Raw genomic sequence first — 19,759 nt, 5'->3', positions numbered from 1 at the left:
TTTCTTATACTTCACAGTATATATTTAACCTAAGAAAAAAGCAAGAGGAGGTGGCCAGATGGCTATGTTTTGTTATCAATGTCAGGAGACCCTGAATAACAAGGGGTGTACAGTAGGCGGCGTATGCGGCAAAAACGAAAGGGTGGCAAACTTGGAGGATGTGCTTGTTTATGTCGCAAAGGGCATAAGCGTTGTTGCCGACAAGGCCGGTAAGGTTGATCCTGAGGTCGGCAGGTTTATATCAAAGGCGCTCTTTACAACGATTACCAATGTAAACTTCGATGAGGACTCCATTGCGGAGCTCATCAGTGAGGGGTTAAGGTTCAGGGATGAACTGAAGAAGAAATACAACATATCCGATGAGGGGTTGCACGATTCTGCAACCTGGAATGCGACAACCAAAGAGGAGTTTTTGGCAAAGCACAAAGACGCCGGTGTTTTAGCAGAGACCAATGAGGATATACGCTCCCTAAAGGAGACCATCATTTACGGTTTGAAGGGCGTGGGTGCCTATGCAGAGCACGCTTCGGTTTTGGGGTATGAGGATCAGAGCCTGTGGGATGAATTGATCGATTGTTTGGCTGCAACCACAAAGGAGCTATCGGTCGATGAGCTTATAGGTTATGTTATGAAGACGGGCGAGGCTGCTGTTAAGGCTATGGCCATCCTGGATAAGGCCAACACAGAGACCTATGGCCATCCAGAAATCACAGAGGTCAATATCGGCGTAAGAAACAGACCCGGCATACTCATATCGGGCCACGATTTGAAGGATATGGAGGAGCTTTTAGAACAGACAAAGGATGCCGGTGTTGATGTCTATACACACGGTGAGATGTTGCCTGCCAATTACTATCCTGCGTTTAAGAAATACGACCACTTTGTGGGCAATTACGGTAATGCCTGGTGGCTGCAGCATAAGGAGTTTGAGGCGTTCAACGGCCCAATCCTTATGACGACAAACTGCCTTGTTCCGCCGAGGGAGAGCTATAAGGATAGGGTATTCACAACGGGCAATGTCAGATTCCCGGGTGTTAAGCATATACCGGATAGGGTTGACGGTAAGCCAAAGGATTTCTCAGAGATTGTCGAGATGGCCAAGAAGTGTCCACCGCCTACACAGCTTGAGAGCGGCAAGATTGTTGGTGGTTTTGCCCATGAGCAGGTATTCAAGCTTGCCGATAAGGTTGTGGATGCAGTCAAATCCGGTGCCATAAGGAAGTTTGTTGTTATGGCGGGATGCGACGGCAGGCATAAGACAAGGGAGTATTACACCGAGTTTGCAAAGAAGCTTCCGAAGGATACGGTTATCTTGACCGCTGGATGTGCAAAATTCCGCTATATAAAGCTCAATTTGGGCGATATTGGCGGTATTCCGAGGGTGTTAGATGCCGGTCAGTGCAACGATAGCTATTCCTTAGCCTTGATAGCCATGAAGCTGAAAGAGGTCTTTGGATTGAACGATATAAATGAGCTGCCGATAGCATACAACATAGCCTGGTATGAGCAGAAGGCTGTGGCTGTTCTGCTTGCACTGCTCTATCTGGGCGTTAAGAATATAAAATTGGGTCCGACGCTGCCTGCATTCCTATCGCCTGCAGTATTGAAGGTGCTTGCTGAGAACTTTGGCATAACAACGATCAGCAATGTTGATGACGACATGAAGGAGTTGATTGGATAGTTTTTATGGCCTCGGCTTTAGCCGGGGCTTTTTTATTGTATCAGCTTGAATGCTTTTTCGGCCTCCTCGTCCAGCACAAACACGGTTTGAGGGAGCATGAATAGCTTTGAGTTCTGGGTTAGGCCAAAGAATGCGTGTTGCGGGTTTATGCTCTTGCCAAAGGTGGCCTCGATAATCTTCTCGCCGTTTTTGTTTTCAAAGGTGTCCATAACCTTAAAGATAATGCCATCCTTTAATATGAACTCCCTGTTTATGGATATTGAGAATGAAGGCTTTGGCGGTTGTATGGTGGGGCTTTGTTCTGTTTTTTTATAGCCAACGGAGTATATCGTTCTTTTCTTTCTCCTCCAGCGCCTTTCGAATTTTGTGTTTATGCTTTCTTTTGATACCTCTATGGGTCTGTTCTGTGCATTTCTTAGATTGGTCTTTTCCTCTATTGCCACAACAACTCCTAAAGCATATGCTAAATTATCGGTTAAAAGCCTAAATTCGCCACCCTTCTTTAGTATTTTTTCGATCTTTCTTAGCGTATCGGTATTTAAGAGTGCATGCTTTATCCTTCTGAATTTAAACCACGGTTCGGGGAAGTTGACAAACACTGCATCCACCGTGTTGGATGAGAACCTATCAAGCACAAACCTCCCGTCGTATCGTATGAGCCTGACATTGGTTATCTCTTTCTTATACAGCCTGCCGCAGGCCTTGGCTGTCGCCTCATTGGATATCTCAAGCCCCAAAAAGAGGGTATTGGGCTCTTTTTCTGCCTGATTGGATAGAAATTCACCAAATCCTGAGCCTATCTCTAACTTTATGGGTCTATTTTTAGCCAGGCTGGATAGATCAATCGTATTTAGCCTTCTTGCATCTATTGCGTATCGGTTCACGATCTGGCAGTTCTTGCCGTTTGGAGTTAGGTTGTTGTGTATTATCTGGCCGTTTAGGAATCCTGCAAGCCTCTCTGCGAACTCAAGGATTTTGGCCTTTACATCGTCTGTAATGATGGGATTTGTGGATTTTTCAAGCTTTACGATTACCTTGCCCTGCTTCTGATACACCTTAACAAAGAACTGCTCACAATCGGAAAACAGGGAATAGATAAAGGAGTTGCCCTTGGCCGAAAAAAACGCCTTATCGTCCTGAAATGTCTCTATGTTTTTTTGTGTCTCTATTATTGCATGCGGCATTGTAAACAAAAAAGAGGAGCTTTAAAGCCCCTCTGATTATTTGCCTTTCACCTCTGCTGCAACCCTTAAGGGCAGACCCCAGATATAGCAGAACGCCTCACCGTATTTGTGGTTGAATGTATCGCCCGGATCATAGGTTGCAAGCTCTTTGGAGTAAATGGCATAAGGCGATTTTCTTGCAACGGCCGTGGCCTTGCCTTTGTATAGCTTTACCTTTACCGTGCCTGTTGCCCTTTCGTTTAGTTTATCTGCAAAGGCGTCCAATGCCTCCCTTAACTCACAGAACCAATAGCCGTAATAGACCAGCTCTGCATACTTAATGGCCAGCTGGTCTTTTAGATGGAGGCTTTCCCTGTCTAAAATCAGCTCATCCAGGCTCCTTTTGGCCTCAAGCAGAAGCACAGCAGCAGGGGCCTCATAGATCTCCCTGGACTTTATGCCGACAAGCCTGTTTTCTACCATGTCGATTCGTCCAACGCCGTGTTTGCCGGCTATCTCATTGGCTTTGTTGACCAGATCCACTATGTTGAGTTTTTCACCGTTTAAGGCCACGGGTATCCCTTTTTCGAATTCTATCTCAACATATTCAGGCTCATCGGGAGCCTCAAGCGGATTCTTTGTGAATGAGTATATCTCCTCATCCGGTTCATGGTATGGATCCTCCAACGGGCCAGCCTCAACAGACAATCCCCAGATGTTTCTGTCTATAGAATACGGCTTATCCTTGGTTACAGGAACGGGTATGCCGTGCTTTTTGGCATACTCTATCTCCTCATCCCTCGATTTTAATTCCCAATCCCTCACAGGTGCTATAACCTTTATATCGGGCTTTAGTGCAACGGCCGATACATCAAATCTGACCTGATCGTTGCCCTTGCCGGTTGAGCCGTGGGCTATGGCATCTGCGCCCTCTTTCTGGGTTATCTCTATCATCTTCTTTGTGATTAGTGGCCTTCCAAGTGCTGTTGCAAGCGGGTATTTGCCCTCATAGAGGGCGCCAAACTTAAAGGCCTTCATTACATAGTCGTTTAAGAACTCCTCCCTGACATCCTCAACATAGGCCTTGCTTGCACCAACCTTTAGCGCCTTTTCCTTTATGGGCTCTAAATCCTCGTTCTGGCCTAAATCGGCTGTGTATGTGATTACCTCGCATCCGTATTTATCCTGCAACCACTTTACGATTACCGATGTATCAAGACCTCCGGAATAGGCAAGCACAACCTTTTTAATCTCACCCATATTAAAACCTCCCGATTAGATTCATTATCGTCGCAAGTTGAGCATAGGTTCTGTTTTCCGCCTCGTCAAACACAACGGAGTGTTTTTCATCGTCGATGATCTCAGCCTCCACCTCCTCGCCCCTGTGGGCAGGCAGGCAGTGCATGAATATATAGTCCTTATTTGCGTATTTTACAAGCTCCCTGTTTACCTGATACGGCCTCATGAGGGCGTGTTTCTTCTCTTTTTGATCCTCCTGACCCATGGATGCCCAGACATCGGTATACAAAACATCTGCACCCTCTGCAGCCTCTTTTGGATCATCCGTCAGGATGATTTTTGCACCGCTTTTTTGTGCGAGTTTCAATGCGTTGTTGATTACAACGCCGTTTGGAGCACAATCCACAGGCGTTGCCACCCTCAGCTCAAATCCAACAACGGCTGCAGCGTATATCCATGAGTTGGCCATGTTGTTGCCATCCCCGAAGAAGGCCACCTTTATGCCCTCGATGTCGCCCAACTTCTCCTTAATCGTCAGAAGGTCTGCCAATACCTGACACGGATGGAGCAGATCCGTTAATGCATTGATTACAGGAACGGTGGAGTATTGTGCAAACCTCTCTATCCTCGAATGCTCAAATGTCCTTATCATGATAATATCGACATAACGGGAGATGACCCTTGCCGTATCCTCTATTGACTCACCCCTTCCAAGCTGAATATCCCTCGGTGATAGAAAGACCGCATCCCCTCCAAGCCTTTTCATGCCGGTTTCGAATGAGAGCCTTGTTCTGGTTGAGGGCTTCTCAAATATCATGCCGAGTATTACGCCCTTTAGCGGTTCATAGTTTTCCCCGTTTTTGATTTTTTGCTTTATCTGTTGGGAGAGCTTTAGAAGATTTACAATCTCTTCTTTTGTTAGGTCCTTTAGGCTCAAACAGTGTTTAACCATAGCCATTCTCCTTTAATAGACACACCTTTTTTCTATAGCCGGCTTTAGTCTTTTTGTGCCGCCGCCCTCGCTGATTATCCTTTTTGCCAATTCTATATCCTTTACGATACTGCCGCATGCATGCGTTATCCTGTTTTTGAAGATGCTTCTATCCATAGGCGTGGAAGGCCCCATTACGGCCACAATCCTTGCCCTTTTTACCATATCAAGCAGGCTATCGATGGTCTTGTTTATGATTGATGTTGCCGTTAGTATGGCCACATCGCAGTCGTATAGCTCAAAGTATTCGGCATAATCGGGCAACGATGAGCCCTTGGGGTTGCGCTCACAGACCACAAACCTATCTGTCTTACTCCTTATCGGCTCTATCAATGGGGCAAAATAGCCAACCATAACGACCTTGTCGTCTGGATGTATGAGGTCAACTATATCAACTCCGTTTTGCTCTATGCCTTTGTTTATTATTGCGTTTGCGCATGCCAAAGCCAAGCTTGAGTCTGTTAGGTTATACGATAGTATCTTATCCAGTATCTCTTCTGCCTTTTTGCCTGTTATATTGCCGGCCTCCTTCATTACCGTGCAGTCTTTTGGTGAAAGCTCCTTTGTAAAGCTGTATGATAGGCCTGCAGAGTTATCGCTTAGCTGAACCAGCGTATAGCCAAGCCCTATCCTCACATCGACAACCTCAAGGCCTTCGGCCTTTTCTTTTGCCTTTTGGTGGATCAATTGGTGGACAAACATCTAAATAAACTCCAATACCCTGTTGAGTTTTTCTTCTATCTCATCCATCGAGAATACCCGTATAAACCTGTAAAGCTCCTTGCCTTCTAAGAATATGCAGACAACGGGCACATTGAATATGGAAAGCTCACCGCTTAACTCCCTTACATCGTCTAAATAGATATTGGCCGTATCGACATCCTTAAACCGTGAGGCTATCTTTTCTTTAACAGGCCTGCATGTGGCACAATCGTGGGTTGAAAACACGACTATGGTCGGCCTGCCGTTCTGTATAAAGTCTTCAAACTCCTCTTTTGAGCTTAACTCTTTCATGGTTTTGGAGTTTATCACAAAATTTTGAGATTTTCTAAATATTTTTGAACATATCTATGATGCTTTGCTTTTTTGCATCCCTGGATTTGCATGCCGGGCAGACTTCTTCTTCTGAGTTTGAATAAAACGGCGTCTTGCATTTGGTGCATATCCTCTTTTTAGCCTCGAAAATCACTTCTGGCTCGGCCTTTAGAAGGTCTGTATACCCGCTCTCAATCTCGATTGCACCCCTTAGGCACCCTATAAGACAGTTTTGGCAGTTTATGCAGGCTGCTGGATTAAACCACACCTCGCCCCTTTGTTCCTTTTGTATGAGTATGGCATCGGTTGGACATACAACCTCACAAATACCGCAGAGGTCGCATGAGTCTGTTATGGTGATCTTTGCCGTTATCCTGCATTCTATCCTCTCTATAGGGTTTAGGTGTTTCAAAAAGAGTATGCGTTTGGGTTTTGATGAGGGTTTTTTTAATGCAGATAGAAGCTCCCTTCTGGATAACCCCTCTTTGGGTATATGCACCTTTTCGGCTGTTGATTTGTTTATCTTTATGTCTGGTTCTATGTCGGCTGCTTTTGCAAGCCTTACGGCTATCCTTAGCTCCTCAAAAAACAGCCTTGCCTGATTCTTAAACTTGCAGCTTTTGCAGTCGCCCCTTTTTATCCTTACGGGTTTTCCCATCAAAAGCCATGCTGTTAGTATGGAATGGTCAAGCCTATAGATGCATGATACCTTGTTGGCGGCTTTTGAGAATATGCAACCTATCTCGATCCTTTCTAAGCTTGAGGTTTCGTTTAGGAGTCTATAGTTGTCGTTTCTTATGCTGATGGCCGTTGATGGGCATGCAGCATAGCATAGGCCGCATTTGATGCAGCTATCTTCGTTTATCGATGGATAGGGTGTTAGTTTTATTGCATCCGTTGGACAGATGTTTGTGCAACTGTCGCAAGAGCTTTTTGCAAATATGTATCTGTTGCACCTGTTTAGATTTATCTGTATGTTGCCAGCCAAAGAGAAGTCTATCATCAGAAGGTCGGAGGATGGTTAACCCAGATTACCTCTGTTGTCTGGTCGTTGGGATTTCTCCATCTGTGCGGTATGTTGGAGTTATAGACGGCAGAATCCCCCTCCTCAAGCGTATATGTTTTTCCTCCCACCTCTATCTCCAGCTTGCCCTTTAGAACGATGACCAGCTCTTCGCCGTTGTGGGAGTGGGGGGTTGTGCCGCTTAATGCCCCGGGTTCCAAATACATATAAAGCGCCTCGATTGTTGTATCTGAAAACTGCGGACGCAAAAGCTCGTATTTAACACGCGAGCGCTTGTTTTCAAACTTTCCCCTGTTTGCCTTCCTGACGACTATCGAATCAACCGGCGGCTCCCTCTCCTCAAACAGGGATATTATGTTTATGCCCAAGGCATCGGCTATTCTCCTTAGGGATGAGATGGTGGGTGAGACAAGGTCACGCTCAACCTGAGAGAGAAAACCCAGCGAGCAGCCCGACTTCTTGCTCAAATCCCGTAAGGTCATATTCTTTTTGGTTCTGATCTCTCGAATCTTGCTTCCGACTCTCATAGTTTCAAATATAAAACACGATTGTTAAAAAATCAAGAAAATTAGATTTCACCCAGATAACTCTTCCTTACCTCTTCGTTTTCCAATAGCTCGTTTGCATCCCCCTCTAATGTTATGCTTCCATTTTCTAAAACATAGGCGTAATGGGCAAGCTTTAAGGCCTGAGCGGCGTTTTGCTCAACCAATAGTATGGTTTTGCCGTTTCTGTTTAGTTCCTTTAGGATCTCAAACACCTCCGAGACGACCTTTGGTGCCAAACCCAAGCTTGGCTCATCCAGCATTAACAGCGAAGGTTCACTCATCAGGGCCCTTGCTATGGCCAGCATCTGCTGCTCACCACCTGAGAGCGTGCCTGCCTTTTGGTGCGCCCTTTCCTTTAGGATAGGGAAGAGTTCAAACATCTTCTCATATAGCGGCTCAAGCTCTGCCGGGTTTTTGTTAAACCCACCCATTCTTAGGTTTTCCAGGATGGTCAAATTGGCAAAGACCCTTCTGCCCTCAGGCACAAGCGATATGCCCTTCTGTGCAATTTTATAGGCCGGTTTTTTTGAGATCTCATCACCCAAAAACTTTATGCTTCCCCTGGGGCGCACAAGACCCGCAATGGCCTTTAGGGTGCTGGATTTGCCTGCACCGTTTGCGCCAATTAGGGTTATTATCTTGTTTTCTGGAACATTAAAGGTTATCCCTTTGACGGCGTGTATTACGCCGTAATAGACATTTAAATCCTTTACCTTAAGCATTGATGTCTCCTAAGTATGCCTTTATGACATCGGGGTTTTTCTGGATTTCTTCCGGTTTGCCCTCGGCTATCTTTACGCCGTGATCCAACACGGCTATTCGCTCGCATAGATTCATAACAAACTTCATGTCATGTTCAATCAATAGCACCGTCAGGTTGAACTTCTCCTTTATCTCCTGGATAAAATACATCAAACCCATCGTCTCCTGTGGGTTCATACCCGCTGCAGGCTCATCTAAAAGCAGCATCTTCGGACCCGTTGCCAGGGCCCTTGCTATCTCCACCTTTCTCCTTTCACCGTATGGCAACTTGCTGGCCTTAAAATCGGCCTTTTCTTCTAAACCGACGCTTCTTAGAAGCTCCATTGCCTCTTCTCTCATTTGCCTTTCATATCTGTAAAACCTCGGCGTTCTCAGTATGGCATCGATGAGGTTGTATTTGAGTTTGTGGTGAAAGCCGGTTAATACATTCTCTATAACCGACAGATTGGAGAATAGCCTGATGTTCTGAAATGTCCTTGCCATACCCAATGAGACGATCTTAAACGGCTTCATGCCCGTTATGTTTTTGCCATAGAAGAATATCTCGCCGCTTGTGGGCTTTAGGTTGCCCGTTATCATGTTAAAGGCCGTGGTTTTGCCTGCGCCGTTTGGCCCGATAAGGCCGAATATCATGTGCTCCTTTATCTCAACGGAAAACCCGTTTACGGCCGTTAGACCGCCAAATCTCATTGTTATCCTATCGCATTTAAGGGCTATATTATCCATGGTTAAGCTTCACTTTTTCCTTTTTTGAATAGGTTAAACAGCCAGTTCCAGGAAAATTCCCTCTGACCCATTATTCCTTCTCGTGCAAATATCATTATCACGATCAGGAGTATGGAGAATATCACCATCCTCATGCCGGGGATACCGGGGATATGCAGACCTGCGATGTTCATGGGCTGTTCAACAAACCTCAATATCTCGCTTCCCCAGATCACCAGTATGGTGGCAAGAACCGTTCCCGTCATGCTGCCCAGGCCGCCAACGACTATGATGATAAGCAGCTGGAATGTTAAGAAGAATGTAAACATCGTTGGTGATATGGTGGTTATCAAATGAGCCAATAGCCCTCCACCGACGCCCTCAAAGAACGCGGCTATTACGAATGCAGCCATCTTTATCCAGAATGTGTTAATGCCCATGGCTATGGCTGCATCCTCATCGTCTCTGATGGCCTTCATTGCTCTGCCGAAGGCTGAATACACTATCCTCATTATTATTATCATCGAGAGCACAGCCCAGCCGAAACACCACCAGATATTTGTATAGCTTGCAATGCCTTTTAGGCCCAATGCTCCGTTTGTTATTGTTATCGTGTTGTTTGAGATAACCCTGATGGTTAGACCAAAACCCAGTGTGACGATGGCCAGATAGTCCCCCCTGACCCTAAATACGGGAAAGCCCAGCAAGAATCCAACAAAAGCCGTCACGACACCGGCTATTATAAGCGATGGTAAAAACGACATGTGGATGCTTTTAAGCCAGGGAACCATCGGCTCTATGATGAACATAGCCTCTTTCTGGTCCGGCGTGAGCGTTAGGATGGCTGCGACATAGGCGCCGATAGCCACAAAGCCGTTTGGCTCCAACGAGAACTGACCCGTGACACCGTTTATTAGGTTATAACTTGCAGCAAGCATCAAGAATATGGCTGTGTTTTCCCATATCCTTACAGCATAGGGTGTGAAGTTGTTGTTTGCATACCAGACAAATGTAAACAACAGGAGTATGGATATAATCGTCAATATAGAATTTCTGCTTAGACTCATTATTAGAAGCGCCCCCTCTCTAAGTCTTCTCCCATAATGCCTGTGGGTTTAAACAGAAGGACAAAGATCAAAAACAGAAAGGCAAAGGCGTCTTTGTAGCCTGCCAAAGAAGGGAAGAAAGCGACCACCAGTATCTCCGATATGCCGATGATGAATCCCCCCACTGCAGCGCCCGTTACCGAGCCTATACCGCCCAAAACGGCGGCAGCAAACGCCTTAAGGCCCGGCATGATGCCGATTAGCGGGTTGATTGCAGGATACCTCATAGCCCAGAAAACACCGCCTAAAGCGGCCAGGAACGAACCTATGGCGAATACCATCGATATTATCAGATCCACATTGATGCCCATTATCCTTACTGTTTCCATATCCAAGGAAAGCGCTCTCATCGCCATGCCGTATTTTGTTTTATACAAAACAAACAGAAGCATCAGAAGGAATACAATGGCAACAATGGGTGTAATTATGGCTATGTTGGGAAATATGACGCCGTTTATGTTCATTGCGCCTGCAAAGATAGAAGGCACGGGGAATGCCTTTGGTACACCGCCGAATACAACCAAAAAGAGGTTTTCTAAGAAGAATGAAACGCCTATCGCCGTAATAAGGGCGGATATTCTGCTTGCGTTTCTTAGGGGTTTATAGGCAATCCTGTCGATTAATACACCGACTATTGCCGTTGCGAACATTGATAGCAGGAATGCAGCCCACCACGGTAAAAACATCATGGCGACACCCACAAAGGCGAAATACATTCCTACCATCATGACATCGCCGTGGGCAAAGTTGATGAGCCTTATAACGCCGTAAACCATTGTATAGCCGATTGCAACAAGGCCATACAAACTACCCAGCGATATGCCGTTTACCAACTGCTGAAGGATGATTGTTGAATTCATTTCTCCACTCTCTCTTTAAAAAATTAAGGCGGGATTGCTCCCGCCCGCTTGTTTTTTAAGGATTGACCGTTGTTACATATACGAACTTACCGTTTTCAACCTTCCTGACCACTGCGCTCTTGATGGCGTTTCCTGTCTCTGGATTTATTGTTATAACGCCCGTTACGCCCTTAAAGTTCTTTGTGTGCCTGATCTGATAGTTGATCTTTTCTGGTGTGGCCTTGCAGCCGCCTGCATTGTCTATAGCATTAACAAGCACGAAGTATGCATCGGCGCCCAATGCTGCCATAGCATCCGGATCCTCTTTATACTTCTCTTTGAAGAGTTTGAGGAACTTCTTTGAAAGCGGTGTTGCTGCAGCGTGTGGATCGTAATGTGTTGTGAATGTAACGCCCTCAACGGCCTTGCCGCCGATCTTAAGGAGGGCATCGGCCTCAGCACCATCACCGGCCATTATTGTCTGTTTTAGGCCGTACTGCCTTGCCTGGCGTGCAAAGAGGGAGATCTCCTGATAGTAAGATGGCATATAGATGATATCTGGGTTTTTGGATTTTATGTCTGCGATCTGTGCAGAGTAATCCTGATCCGTTGACTGGAAGAACTCAACACCCAATATCTTGCCGCCCAACTCCTTAAATGCCTTCATAAAGGAGTGTGCAAGACCAACTGAGTAATCCTGATCCTTTTCAATCATAACAACGGCTGTTCTTGCGTGGAGGTTGTTGTATGCATACTTTGCACCAACTGTTCCCTGGAACGGATCGATGAAGCAGACCCTTGAGATATACTTCTTGCCCTTGGTTACCAATGGGTTTGTGGCTGAGGATGTAAGCATGGGGATCTTGTTCTTCTCAGCAATTGGAGCACCTGCCAGTGTGTTGCTGCTTGCGATTGCACCGATGATGGCAACCACATGGTTGTCCGTGATGAGCTTACTTACAGCGTTTGCCGTCTCCACCTTATCTCCCTTGTTGTCAAGGAGAATAGGGTGGATAACGCATCCGTCTTTTGTTTTGGGCTGCAATGACTCAGCCAACTTCAAACCCTTCCAGGCACTCTGACCAAATGCCGCAATTAAACCTGTCATCGGCCATACAACGCCGACCTTGATCTCCTTGGCGAAACTTGCGTTTGCCAAAAAGACCAAACCAACCAAGACTGCTACAAGCGAGCTTAACAATCGCTTCATAGCCCACCTCCCAAAAATTTATTGCTATGCTCCTTATAATGTATAAAGAAAATGTTGTCAAGATAATAAACTTTGTTTTTGGTTTTTAAAAAATGAACAGGGCCTGTAGTGTTTAATAAATGAAAAATTACTAAATTTGCAATTGCGATTATAGCGGGGATTATTTAATATCGCCGTTTATTTTTTGAATCTTAAATGAACTTAGAAATAAAATATTAGTTATTTAATTACCTATTATTTAAAATACCTATCCTTTGACAAAGATTCAATAATTAGGTATACTGTTAAAAAATCCATATACAAGGGGGAGTATATGAGGATTAAAAAGCTTTTGTGCGCTAACAGGGGGGAGATAGCCATAAGGGTCTTCAGGGCTGCAACCGAGCTGGGTATTAAAACCGTGGCGATCTATTCGGAGGAGGATAAGTACTCTTTGCACCGCTATAAGGCCGATGAGGCTTATTTGGTGGGTAAGGGCTTGGATCCTGTTGCGGCCTATCTAAACATCGATGAGATTATAGATCTGGCTTTGAGGAAGGGCGTTGATGCGATACATCCGGGCTATGGCTTTTTATCCGAATCTGCTGAGTTTGCAAGGAAATGTCAGCAGGCGGGTATAATCTTCATAGGCCCAAAGCCTGAGGTGGTTGAGCTATTTGGTGATAAACTCATATCCAAACAGGTGGCCAAACGATGCGGTGTCCCTGTTATAGAAGGTAGCGATAGGAATATAGCCTCTATAGATGAGGCCAAGGAGCTTGCAAAGGCCATAGGCTATCCCGTTATGCTTAAAGCCACAGCAGGCGGCGGTGGAAGGGGCATAAGGATAGCCTTTAACGATAAGGACATAGAGGACAACTTTGATAGCTTGAGGAGGGAGGCGTTAAACTCCTTCGGCAGGGACGATGTTATAATGGAGAAATACCTGCCCACTCCCAAGCACATAGAGGTTCAGATACTTGCCGACAACCACGGTAATGTTGTTCATTTATATGAGAGGAACTGCTCCATTCAAAGAAGACACCAGAAGATGATCGAGATAGCGCCCTCACCCTCTGTTCCGACCAATGTGCTTGAGAACCTTTACGATGCAGCGCTCAAGATAGCAACAGAGACCGGCATAACCAGCGCAGCCACGGTGGAGTTTCTGGTTCAGGATAAGGATTTTTACTTTTTGGAGGTCAATCCGCGCATCCAGGTGGAGCATACGATTACAGAGCTTATAACGGGCGTGGATCTGGTTCAAAGCCAGATATTGATTGCTGAAGGGAGGAAGTTGAGCGATAAGGAGATAGGGATCTATTCCCAAAGCAGCATAAAGAAGTTGGGGTATGCGATTCAGTGCAGGATAACCACAGAAGACCCGCAAAACAATTTCTCACCCGATACAGGTGAGATTCAGGTTTACAGAAGCCCCGCCGGTTTTGGCGTGAGGCTGGATGCAGGAAGCGCCTATGCGGGCGCAAAGATCTCACCTCACTACGATTCCTTGCTGGTTAAGGTTTCCACATGGGCATTGACCTTTGAGCATGCGGCCAAGAAGATGCACAGGGTGCTAAAGGAGTTTAGGGTAAGGGGCGTAAAGACCAATATACAGTTTTTGGAGAATGTCATTACACACAAACACTTCTTAAGCGGCGATTTCGATGTGAACTTTGTCGATAAGACAGATGAGCTATACAGGTTCCCCAAACGCAAAGATAGAGCCACCAAGGTTTTGAAGTTTTTGGCAAACAACATAGTAAATAACCCATCCAATGCCGTTGTGGACGATAAGGTTGTATTGCCTGCCATACCCGTCTATAGAGAGAGGTTTGGTGCAACAATCCCTAAAGGCTGGAAGGATATATTAGAAGAGGAAGGCGTTGAGGGCATCTTGAAGGCCATAAGGGATACAAACAGGGTGCTTATTACCGACACCACTTTCAGGGATGCCCATCAGTCTTTGTTGGCCACCAGGGTCAGAACCATAGACATGCTGAATGTGGCCGATTTGTATGCCTATCATCTAAACGGCCTATTCTCTTTGGAGATGTGGGGTGGTGCAACCTTTGATGTGGCTTACAGATTTTTGAAGGAATCGCCCTGGGATAGGTTGAGAAAGCTAAGGGAGAGGATACCCAACATACTGTTTCAAATGCTTTTGAGGGCATCAAACGCCGTGGGCTATACCAATTATCCGGACAATGTGGTCAGGGAGTTTATCAGGGTGGCCTCAGAAAACGGTATGGATGTGTTCAGGATCTTTGACTGCTTCAACTGGGTTGAGCAGCTTAAGCCCGCTATGGAAGAGGTCAAAAAATGCGGCAAGATCTGCGAGGCGGCCATCAGCTATACAGGCGACATACTGGACAAAAACAGGAAGAAATATACGCTTGATTACTATATAGACCTTGCCAGGCAGCTAAAGGATGCAGGCGCCGACATTATAGCCATAAAGGATATGGCTGGACTTGTGAAGCCTTACGCTGCAAAGGTTTTGGTTGAAGCTATAAAGTCCGAAACGGGCCTGCCTGTGCATTTCCATACGCACGATACCAGTGGAAACGGAGAAGCGGCCGTCTTGATGGCTATAGAGGCCGGTGCTGACATAGTTGATTTGGCTATGAGTTCTATGGCCAGCCTAACCAGCCAGCCCAGCCTAAACTCCATCCTTGCCGCCTTAGAGGCCACAGATAAGGCGCCCGATATCGATAAGGATACGGCCCAGAAGGTTGCCAATTACTTTGAGAAGGTAAGAAAGTATTACTTCCCCTTTGAAAGTGGCCTAAAGGCACCAACGGCTGAGATCTATGAGCATGAGATACCGGGTGGACAATACTCAAACCTCATTGTTCAGGTTGAAAGCCTGGGTCTTATAGACAAATGGGAAGACATAAAGAGGATGTATAAGAAGGTTAACGACATGCTGGGTGATTTGATTAAGGTTACGCCATCGTCTAAGGTTGTCGGTGATCTGGCTCTGTTTATGGTTCAGAATAACTTAGAGCCTGAGGACCTTTACAAAAAGGGAGACAATCTATCGTTCCCCGATTCGGTGGTCAGCTTCTTTAAGGGTATGCTGGGTCAACCCTATGGTGGATTCCCGGAGAAACTCGCAAAGATCGTTTTGAAGGGTGAAAAGCCGATTAAGGAAAGGCCAGGTAAGCTGCTTGGGGATTACGATTTTGATAAGGCCCATGAGGAGCTAAAATCCAAATTCAAGAGGGAGTTTACAAAAGAGGAGCTTCTAAGTTATGCCCTTTATCCCAAGGTATTCACCGATTATGTGGAGTTTGTCAACGAATACGGCGATGCATCTATATTTGACACCAAGGCGTTTTTCTATCCCCTTAACAAGCAGGAAGAGATCGAGGTGGAGATTGAAGAGGGAAAGACGCTGTTTGTTAAATATGTCAGTATGACCGAGCCGGATAAGAGGGGATACAGAAAGGTGCTCTTTGAGCTTAACGGGCAGGCCAGGAGTGTAAAGATCAAGGATAACAAGATCGCTGCTGCTATAAAGAGCAATGTAAAGGGCAATCTGGACGATCCCAAGGATATATGCGCCATGATGCCAGGCAAGATAGTAAAGATAAACTTCAAGGAGAACAATAAGGTTAAAAAGGACGATGTGGTGGTTATTACAGAGGCCATGAAGATGGAGACAAAGATAAAGGCCGCCACCGATGGTGTTGTCGAGAAGGTCTATCTATCAGAGGGCGACACCATAGAGGCAGGCGATCTGATTGTTAGACTGAAATAAAAAAGGGGGGCTTAGCCCCCTATCTATTCAATTGAATTTTCCCCCTAACAGAGCTATAATTAAGTATATTTTAGAAATCTAAGAAGGCGGTTATGGCTAAGGTTGATCCTGATAGGTTAGAATTTGATTTAGAATATGGCTTGAGCCAGCAGGAGGCCGAAAAGAGACTAAAACAATACGGCCCAAACGAGATAGAGGAGAAAGAAGAGTCTGCCATAAAGAGGATAACAAAGCGGTTTGTTGGCCCTATACCGTTTATGATAGAGGCTGCGGCTGCCCTGTCTTTGTCTGTTGGCAGGATGAGCGATTTTTTTATCATCATGACCATGCTGCTTGTTAATGCCTTTGTTGACTTCTATCAGGAATCCAAGGCCTTAAATGCCATAAAGGTGCTAAAACAGAAGCTTGCAAAGAAGGCGTTGGTTTTAAGGAATGGTGAGTGGATGAGCCTGGATGCCAAATATATAGTGATAGGCGATGTTGTGAAGCTAAAGATAGGCGATATTGTGCCTGCCGATGTAAAGCTTACAGGCGGTGGCGATTTTGTTGTTGTGGATCAATCGGCTTTGACGGGTGAGTCGTTGCCCGTTGAAAAGTCGGCAGGTGATGTTGTCTATTCTAATTCCATTATAAAACAGGGCGAGATGGTGGGAGTCGTTATAGCCACGGCCAAGGATACCTATTTTGGTAATACGGTCAGATTGGTTGCAAAGGCGCAGAAGGAGGAGAAGAGCCATTTCCAGAGGATGGTTATAAGGGTTGGCGATTTCTTGATAGCCCTTACCGTGGTTATGATAATTTTCATTCTGGCCGTTGGTGTTTTGAGGCATGAGTCGTTTGTGGATCTTTTGACCTTCTCTTTGATTCTGACCATATCGGCCATACCGGTTGCCATGCCGGCTGTGCTTACCGTAACGATGGCCATAGGGGCTGTCAGCCTGGCAAAAAGACAGGCCGTTGTAAGCAGGCTTGCGGCCATTGAGGAACTTGCCGGTATGGATGTTCTATGCGTGGACAAGACGGGGACGCTTACCAAAAACAGGATGACCATAGCCGATCCGTTTGTCGTTGATGGTTATTCTGTTGACGATTTGATGGTTTATGCCGCACTTGCAAGCAAGAAGGAGAATAACGACCCGATAGAGATCCCCATATTTGAGTACATAGAAAGCCATGGTTTGACGGATAGACTTAAAGGGTTTGCTTGTGTTGGCTTTAAGCCGTTTGACCCGGTGAGTAAGCGCACAGAGGCCGTGCTTAAGACCAAAAGGGGTGTTGTTGTGGTATCCAAGGGTGCCCCGCAGGTTATTGTATCACTCTCCAATCTCTCAAAGAGCGAGTTGGCAAGGATAGAGGGGGTTGTGGCGGATTTTGCATCCAAGGGCTTCAGAAGCTTGGGTGTTGCATACAAAAACGAGAATGATGATAGATTTAGGCTTGTTGGTATTATACCGTTGTATGATCCACCCAAAGAGGATGCAAAGCAGGCTATAGAGGAGGCCAAATCAAGGGGTGTTGATGTCAAGATGATAACCGGTGATAATAGGGCTATAGCCAAATACATAGCTTCTATTTTGGGTATAGGCGATAGGATTGAGGATATAAGGGAGCTTAAGGGTGAGGGTATTGAGGAGTATCTGCTGCTTGCCGAAATCATAACAAAGACACTTACAAAGAAACTCAAGCCGGATATTGATGAGTCTAAGATAAACGCTATAGCTGAGGATATAGTTTCAAAGGTCAAGGAGGAGCTTCTAAATAGCGAGCTTGCCAGGGGTGTGGTCAAAAGGCATGAGTCTGAGATTATAAGGATAATCGAGCAGGCAAACGGCTTTGCCGAGGTGTATCCTGAGGATAAATACTTTGTGATAGACGAGCTTCAGAAGGCCGACCATATTGTAGGTATGACAGGGGATGGTGTGAACGACGCCCCGGCGCTTAAAAAGGCCGATGTGGGCATCGCAGTTAGCAGGGCCACCGATGCGGCAAGGGCTGCTGCCGATATAGTGCTTTTGACAAGCGGCATAAGGGTTATTGTGGATGCAATCAACCAGGCAAGGGTGATCTTTGAGCGTATGAAGAGCTATGCCACATTCAGGATTGCAGAGACCATAAGGATTATCATCTTTATGACCCTCTCTATCGTGGTTTTTAACTTCTATCCGATTACGGCCATAATGATAGTTGTCCTGGCCCTGCTTAACGACATACCTATACTGACGATAGCTTACGATAATACAAAGATAAGCCAGACGCCGGTTAGGTGGGATATGAGGGAGGTTTTGGTTTTATCAAGCTGGCTCGGCCTTGCGGGCGTCCTTTCCTCCTTTGCCTTGTTTGTTTTTCTGATGAAGTATATGCACATGTCGATAGGATTTGTGCAATCCTTGTTTTTTGCCAAGCTTGTCATAGCGGGCCACGGCACGATCTATAATACACGCATAAACGATTGGTTTTTCAAGAAACCCTATCCCTCTTTGACCCTGTTTTTGGCAACATTCTCAAGCAGGGTTGCAGGCACGATTATAGCCGTTTACGGGTTTGGTCTTATGGAGCCTATAGGGTGGAGGTGGGCCATAGCCATGTGGGTTTATGCCCTTGTGTGGTTTGTTTTTAACGACGCTGTCAAGATGGCCGTTCTTAACTATTACAAAAGGCATCTGAAAAGCAGCTATGCTTGAGCTTGTAAATGTTTCCAATTTTATCCTTAACGGTATAAACCTGACCGTCAAAAGGGGTGAGTTGTTTGTTTTAATGGGGGCAAATGGGGCGGGTAAGACCACTCTCTTAAACGCCATTGCGGGTATTGTCCCCTATAGCGGCAGGATCCTTTTAGATGGATGTGATATAACAAAACACCCTCCAGAGATGCGCAATATCGGGTATGTGTTTCAGGATCTTCTGCTTTTTCCGCACATGAGTTGTTATGAGAATATCGTTTTTGGAGCCAAACTAAAGGGGGTTTTTGATAGGCAGAGGCTTGATGAGATAATAGAGGTGCTCAAGATAGGCCATCTATTGAAAAAAAAGCCAGGACAGCTAAGCGGTGGGGAGGCCCAAAGAATTGCCCTTGCGAGGGTGTTGCTCATTCGGCCACGACTGCTTTTGATGGATGAGCCGTTTAGTAAGCTGGATAGAAAGACCGCAGAGGATATGAGGCTTGAGCTTAAGAGGTTGCAGAAAGAGATCGGTATAACCACCGTCTTTGTTAGCCACAACCGCAGTGAGGCGGCGCTTTTGGCAGATAGGATCGGTTTTTTAGACAGGGGCGTCTTAAAATGGGTTAAGGATAGCGACAGGATTGAGTTGTCGGGCAATATCCAAAGGCAGGGGGGCGATGTTTTTCTCAATATCTGGGGCCTAAACCTTAGGCTTGACGGTTATAACAATTCAGGCAGTGTAAGGGTTGTTGTTGATGTATCTAAGCTTATACTTTCGCCAAAGTCGAACAGGAATTGCTTTGAGTGCACAATACGGAGGCTTGAATTTGTCGATGGCGGTGCTATGGTGTTGTTGGATTTTAAAAAGGGGGATAAGAGTATTGAGTTGAACCTAAGAAATGTCAATCTGAACTCAATAGCGTCGGGAAGAGCTTTTTTGTGTTTTCCTGAAGATTCTTTAAATGTAATTTTTCTAAATTAACTATCCAAGTTTATATAAAGATTTAATATTGACACTTAGATATGTTTGAGTATACAATTAGACGGCTGA

Annotated in this window: 16 protein-coding genes; 4 read left to right on the top strand and 12 right to left on the bottom strand. The window is 45.7% G+C overall.

From position 1 onward, the window contains the following. Positions 1-58: 58 nt before the first annotated feature. Positions 59-1,681, top strand: coding sequence for a hydroxylamine reductase (hcp, locus tag D891_RS0108695; RefSeq protein WP_025270721.1), 1,623 nt, complete (start codon positions 59-61; stop codon positions 1,679-1,681). 32 nt (positions 1,682-1,713) lie between these two features. Here hcp and trmB read toward each other — a convergent pair whose 3' ends face one another. Genes trmB through D891_RS0108635 form a run of 12 tightly spaced genes read right to left on the bottom strand, consistent with a single transcriptional unit; the run spans position 1,714 to position 12,303 of the window. Further along, positions 1,714-2,865, bottom strand: a complete 1,152-nt coding sequence (trmB, locus tag D891_RS0108690) for a tRNA (guanosine(46)-N7)-methyltransferase TrmB (protein WP_025270720.1) — start codon at positions 2,863-2,865, stop codon at positions 1,714-1,716. A 36-nt stretch (positions 2,866-2,901) separates the two neighbouring features. Then, the gene (locus tag D891_RS0108685; protein ID WP_025270719.1) at positions 2,902-4,104 is read right to left on the bottom strand and encodes an argininosuccinate synthase; all 1,203 of its coding nucleotides are present in this window, start codon (positions 4,102-4,104) and stop codon (positions 2,902-2,904) included. 1 nt (position 4,105) lies between these two features. Beyond that, entirely contained in the window at positions 4,106-5,035 is a 930-nt protein-coding gene (argF, locus tag D891_RS0108680) for an ornithine carbamoyltransferase (RefSeq protein ID WP_084042351.1), read from the bottom strand. 12 nt (positions 5,036-5,047) lie between these two features. Beyond that, on the bottom strand, positions 5,048-5,776 hold the full coding sequence (locus D891_RS0108675; protein ID WP_025270717.1) for a DUF364 domain-containing protein: 729 nt from the start codon (positions 5,774-5,776) through the stop codon (positions 5,048-5,050). Further along, entirely contained in the window at positions 5,777-6,088 is a 312-nt protein-coding gene (locus tag D891_RS0108670) for a thioredoxin family protein (protein ID WP_156919086.1), read from the bottom strand. A gap of 34 nt (positions 6,089-6,122) precedes the next feature. Then, positions 6,123-7,112, bottom strand: coding sequence for a 4Fe-4S dicluster domain-containing protein (locus D891_RS0108665; RefSeq protein WP_025270715.1), 990 nt, complete (start codon positions 7,110-7,112; stop codon positions 6,123-6,125). Beyond that, positions 7,112-7,660, bottom strand: a complete 549-nt coding sequence (locus D891_RS0108660) for a helix-turn-helix domain-containing protein (protein ID WP_025270714.1) — start codon at positions 7,658-7,660, stop codon at positions 7,112-7,114. The genes D891_RS0108665 and D891_RS0108660 overlap by 1 nt, the downstream gene beginning before the upstream one ends. A 41-nt stretch (positions 7,661-7,701) precedes the next feature. Next, entirely contained in the window at positions 7,702-8,403 is a 702-nt protein-coding gene (locus D891_RS0108655) for an ABC transporter ATP-binding protein (RefSeq protein WP_025270713.1), read from the bottom strand. After that, positions 8,396-9,169: an ABC transporter ATP-binding protein gene (locus D891_RS0108650; RefSeq protein WP_025270712.1), complete on the bottom strand. Its 774-nt coding sequence runs from the start codon at positions 9,167-9,169 to the stop codon at positions 8,396-8,398. Before D891_RS0108650 ends, D891_RS0108655 begins: the two co-directional genes overlap by 8 nt. Before the next feature lie 2 nt (positions 9,170-9,171). Next, a complete protein-coding gene (locus D891_RS0108645; RefSeq protein ID WP_025270711.1) occupies positions 9,172-10,215 on the bottom strand; it encodes a branched-chain amino acid ABC transporter permease in 1,044 nt (347 codons plus the stop codon). Between the two features lie 2 nt (positions 10,216-10,217). Beyond that, positions 10,218-11,114 (bottom strand): branched-chain amino acid ABC transporter permease, encoded by an 897-nt coding sequence (locus tag D891_RS0108640; RefSeq protein ID WP_025270710.1) that lies wholly within the window; start codon positions 11,112-11,114, stop codon positions 10,218-10,220. 55 nt (positions 11,115-11,169) lie between these two features. Further along, positions 11,170-12,303 carry an ABC transporter substrate-binding protein gene (locus D891_RS0108635; RefSeq protein WP_025270709.1) on the bottom strand — a complete coding sequence of 378 codons (1,134 nt, stop codon included), beginning with the start codon at positions 12,301-12,303 and terminating at the stop codon, positions 11,170-11,172. Between the two features lie 313 nt (positions 12,304-12,616). Between D891_RS0108635 and D891_RS0108630 the strand changes: the two genes are divergently transcribed. From D891_RS0108630 to D891_RS09630, 3 genes are all read left to right on the top strand, one after another. Next, positions 12,617-16,048 carry a pyruvate carboxylase gene (locus D891_RS0108630; protein ID WP_025270708.1) on the top strand — a complete coding sequence of 1,144 codons (3,432 nt, stop codon included), beginning with the start codon at positions 12,617-12,619 and terminating at the stop codon, positions 16,046-16,048. Positions 16,049-16,140: 92 nt separating this feature from the next. Further along, entirely contained in the window at positions 16,141-18,729 is a 2,589-nt protein-coding gene (locus D891_RS0108625; RefSeq protein ID WP_025270707.1) for a plasma-membrane proton-efflux P-type ATPase, read from the top strand. Then, positions 18,722-19,690 carry an ABC transporter ATP-binding protein gene (locus D891_RS09630; protein WP_025270706.1) on the top strand — a complete coding sequence of 323 codons (969 nt, stop codon included), beginning with the start codon at positions 18,722-18,724 and terminating at the stop codon, positions 19,688-19,690. Before D891_RS0108625 ends, D891_RS09630 begins: the two co-directional genes overlap by 8 nt. Positions 19,691-19,759 lie beyond the last annotated feature (69 nt).

Origin of the sequence: Hippea sp. KM1, from assembly GCF_000526195.1 — a bacterium.
GTDB lineage: Bacteria > Campylobacterota_A > Desulfurellia > Desulfurellales > Hippeaceae > Hippea.
Note: the sequence above shows the minus strand (reverse complement) of the source record. Positions and strands in the feature narration are given on the sequence as shown.

Coding starts and splice junctions, on each gene's coding strand:
- argF (WP_084042351.1), bottom strand. CDS start 5,035: ATGGTTAAACACTGTTTGAGCCTAAAGGACCTAACAAAAGAAGAGATT.
- hcp (WP_025270721.1), top strand. CDS start 59: ATGGCTATGTTTTGTTATCAATGTCAGGAGACCCTGAATAACAAGGGG.
- D891_RS0108675 (WP_025270717.1), bottom strand. CDS start 5,776: ATGTTTGTCCACCAATTGATCCACCAAAAGGCAAAAGAAAAGGCCGAA.
- D891_RS0108670 (WP_156919086.1), bottom strand. CDS start 6,088: ATGAAAGAGTTAAGCTCAAAAGAGGAGTTTGAAGACTTTATACAGAAC.
- D891_RS0108630 (WP_025270708.1), top strand. CDS start 12,617: ATGAGGATTAAAAAGCTTTTGTGCGCTAACAGGGGGGAGATAGCCATA.
- D891_RS0108650 (WP_025270712.1), bottom strand. CDS start 9,169: ATGGATAATATAGCCCTTAAATGCGATAGGATAACAATGAGATTTGGC.
- D891_RS0108655 (WP_025270713.1), bottom strand. CDS start 8,403: ATGCTTAAGGTAAAGGATTTAAATGTCTATTACGGCGTAATACACGCC.
- D891_RS0108635 (WP_025270709.1), bottom strand. CDS start 12,303: ATGAAGCGATTGTTAAGCTCGCTTGTAGCAGTCTTGGTTGGTTTGGTC.
- D891_RS0108660 (WP_025270714.1), bottom strand. CDS start 7,660: ATGAGAGTCGGAAGCAAGATTCGAGAGATCAGAACCAAAAAGAATATG.
- D891_RS0108645 (WP_025270711.1), bottom strand. CDS start 10,215: ATGAGTCTAAGCAGAAATTCTATATTGACGATTATATCCATACTCCTG.
- D891_RS0108685 (WP_025270719.1), bottom strand. CDS start 4,104: ATGGGTGAGATTAAAAAGGTTGTGCTTGCCTATTCCGGAGGTCTTGAT.
- D891_RS0108665 (WP_025270715.1), bottom strand. CDS start 7,112: ATGATAGACTTCTCTTTGGCTGGCAACATACAGATAAATCTAAACAGG.
- D891_RS09630 (WP_025270706.1), top strand. CDS start 18,722: ATGCTTGAGCTTGTAAATGTTTCCAATTTTATCCTTAACGGTATAAAC.
- D891_RS0108640 (WP_025270710.1), bottom strand. CDS start 11,114: ATGAATTCAACAATCATCCTTCAGCAGTTGGTAAACGGCATATCGCTG.
- D891_RS0108625 (WP_025270707.1), top strand. CDS start 16,141: ATGGCTAAGGTTGATCCTGATAGGTTAGAATTTGATTTAGAATATGGC.
- trmB (WP_025270720.1), bottom strand. CDS start 2,865: ATGCCGCATGCAATAATAGAGACACAAAAAAACATAGAGACATTTCAG.